The following is a 2,564-nucleotide window of genomic DNA, read 5'->3' as shown; positions in this document are numbered from 1 at the left end:
TGCCGCGGGCATATAGGCGATCGACAGGGTCTGCTCCGACCTGCCCCTGGTCTCCACCACCGTATGCGTCACTCCGTCGATCACTGTTGTTGTGGTCAGCACCGTCGTCGAGCCGCTCAGGCTGCGGCTAAAACTCTGGGTCGCCGCACCGTTCACCGACTTCGTCAACAGCCCGACATCGTGGAAGGGTGCCGATCCGACGCCGGGATCGGCCGTGTCATAGGTGTTGGCAGCCGTCACCGTGGCGGCCGTCTCGCCGGCAGTACCACCTCCCGTGGGACTCAAGGTGCTTAACCGAGCAATTCCGGACGTGTAGGCTAAATAACGAGCAGTACCGGAGCCTGGATAATTCGGGTCAGCGAAAATCCAAGGGACTTCGTTCGCGGCAGCGGGATCGCGGAAATAGGTGTAACCGTCAGCGTGGGTATAGCCGGTTGCTGTTCCCGCCGCATCGTACTCAGCTTCGGTGAGCACTATCATTTGTTCGCTCATTTCAGCGCTTGGGGGCCAGTAAAAAGCATAACCGGTGGCGCTCTGGACGAGGCGTTGAAAGCCGCGCCCAAAGCTCAGATCGCCGCTGCCAGCCTCGCCAGCATAATAGCCGGAGACCGGATCCCGAGCGCCACCTCCGGTGGAATCCGAGCTGTTCTGCCGAGCAATACCGGACGCGTAGCTAGAAAACGTGAAGTCTGGCAAATCGGGGAAAGCAAAAGTCCAAGGGACTTCGTTTGCGGCAGTAGAGTCGCGGAAGTAGGTGTAGCCGTCAGCGTCGGTATAGCCGGTTGCCGTTCCCGCCGCATTGTACTCTGCTTCGGTAAGCATCGTCGTTTGCCCGTCCGGCCAGGAAAGGGCGTAGTTGGTGACTTCATAGACGAGGCGGTGAAAGCCGCGCGCCAAGCTCAGATTAATGCTATCGAACTCACCAGTGTAATAGCCGGAGACCGGATCACGAGTGCCCGGAGCCGGGTCGCCGGGGCCCGGATCAGGATCCCCCGGAGGCGGATCGCCGGGGCCTGGATCAGGATCCCCTGGAGGCGGGTCGCCGGGGCCCGATCCGACGCCGGGCTCGGCCGTGTCATAGGTGTTGGCAGCCGTCACCGTGGCGGTCGTCTCGCCGGCGGCCTTCACCTGCTTGGTGAGAAGCCGGCCCATCTGGTCGTAGCTGAGCGTGGTCACCGCGCCGCGGGCATCGGTCTGGCTGACCAGACGGTTGGCATTGTCATAGGCATAGGACCAGGTGCCGAGATCCGGGTCGCTCGCCGAAAGCCGGTTGCCCAGAAGGTCATAGGTATAGGTCCAGGTGGCGCCGCCATCATCGCGCACGCCCTTGAGCCGCCCGACAACGTCGTAGGTCTGCGCCTCTGCGACCCATGCCCCGGCAAGCTGGGTCGCCTTCAAGATCACATTGTTGTCCTTGTCCATGACAGTGCGGCGGAGCTTACTCTCCTCGTCGGTCATGCGAACTTCCATCACCGGCAGGTTGCTTGTCCCCGTGATGGCGGTGGGCTGGACCAGATAGGTATAGGTCCGCTGCGAGGCGTCCGGGTTGACGGTCTTGACCACCCGGTCCTGCCAGTCATAGCTGTTGACCGTCCATTGCGCCGTTTCGTCGGCAAACCGGGCAAAGGCCGTCTGCCAGACATTGCCGCGGGCATCATAGCTCGTATCGGTAATCCGGGTCTGGCCGCTGGCTGTCTCGCCCGGCGTCTGCACCCGCCATGGCCGGCCGAGGCCGTCATAGAACGTCCGGGTGAACACATCCCCCGTGCCCGTCGCCAGCGGCTCATAACTGACCACCGCCTGGGATGCCGGATTGCCTTCATTCTCATAACGGGTGTTGACGTATTTGCCGGTGCCCCAATGCGTATAGCCATAGGGCCGGCAGAACGGATCGTAGGTGAACGTCTCGGTCACTCCGTTCCAGTCGACCTTGCGCGCCGGCTTGCCGCAGACATAGTCGTTGGTGAAGGTCGAGACGAACCGGGCATCCGCCGGCTGCCCGCCGGTGGCAAAATACTTCGGCGCCCGCTCCGCCACCACATGAAGGTGATAGTCCGGGTCGTAGTCCCACTCCGTACGGCTGCCCTCCCCGTCCACATGCGACAGCTTGTTGCCGTAAGTGTCGTAGGTGAACAGCTCATTATAGGAGGTCTGCGTGGGTTCGAATGACTTGAACGATCCGAGCATCGTCAGATTGCCTTTGGTCGGCGGTGCGGTGATATCCGTGCTGCCGTCGTAGTACAGGGTCTGATGCTGCTCAAAGACATCCGTGGAGGTGCTGAACCCGCCCGAGCGGATATTGCGTGCCATCGGCAGCGAGACGATATAGGCGGCCGTGTTCGGTGTATAGGACGCCAATGTCCAGGTCTCGTCGCCGGCGAGGTCCTTGCGGCCGAAGTCGCGTATCTCGCTGAGATTGCCATAGGCGTCGAAGATCCTCTCCTTGCGCAGGGTAAGCGAGGTCCCCGCCTCGGTCAGCGTCGTCTCGCTGGCCGTGTTCAGCGCCTTGTACGGCTTGGTCGCAGCATTGACGGTATAAGTCTCGGCCACCGTCTTCGAGGCGG

The 2,564-nt window shown here is 62.2% G+C and carries 1 pseudogene; it reads right to left on the bottom strand.

From position 1 onward, the window contains the following. Positions 1-2,564, bottom strand: a pseudogene (locus MOV61_RS29445) (hypothetical protein); the annotation flags it as partial.

The organism is Neorhizobium sp. BETTINA12A (genome assembly GCF_023006485.1).
Taxonomy (GTDB): domain Bacteria; phylum Pseudomonadota; class Alphaproteobacteria; order Rhizobiales; family Rhizobiaceae; genus Neorhizobium.
This window is presented reverse-complemented; position numbering and strand designations above follow the sequence as displayed.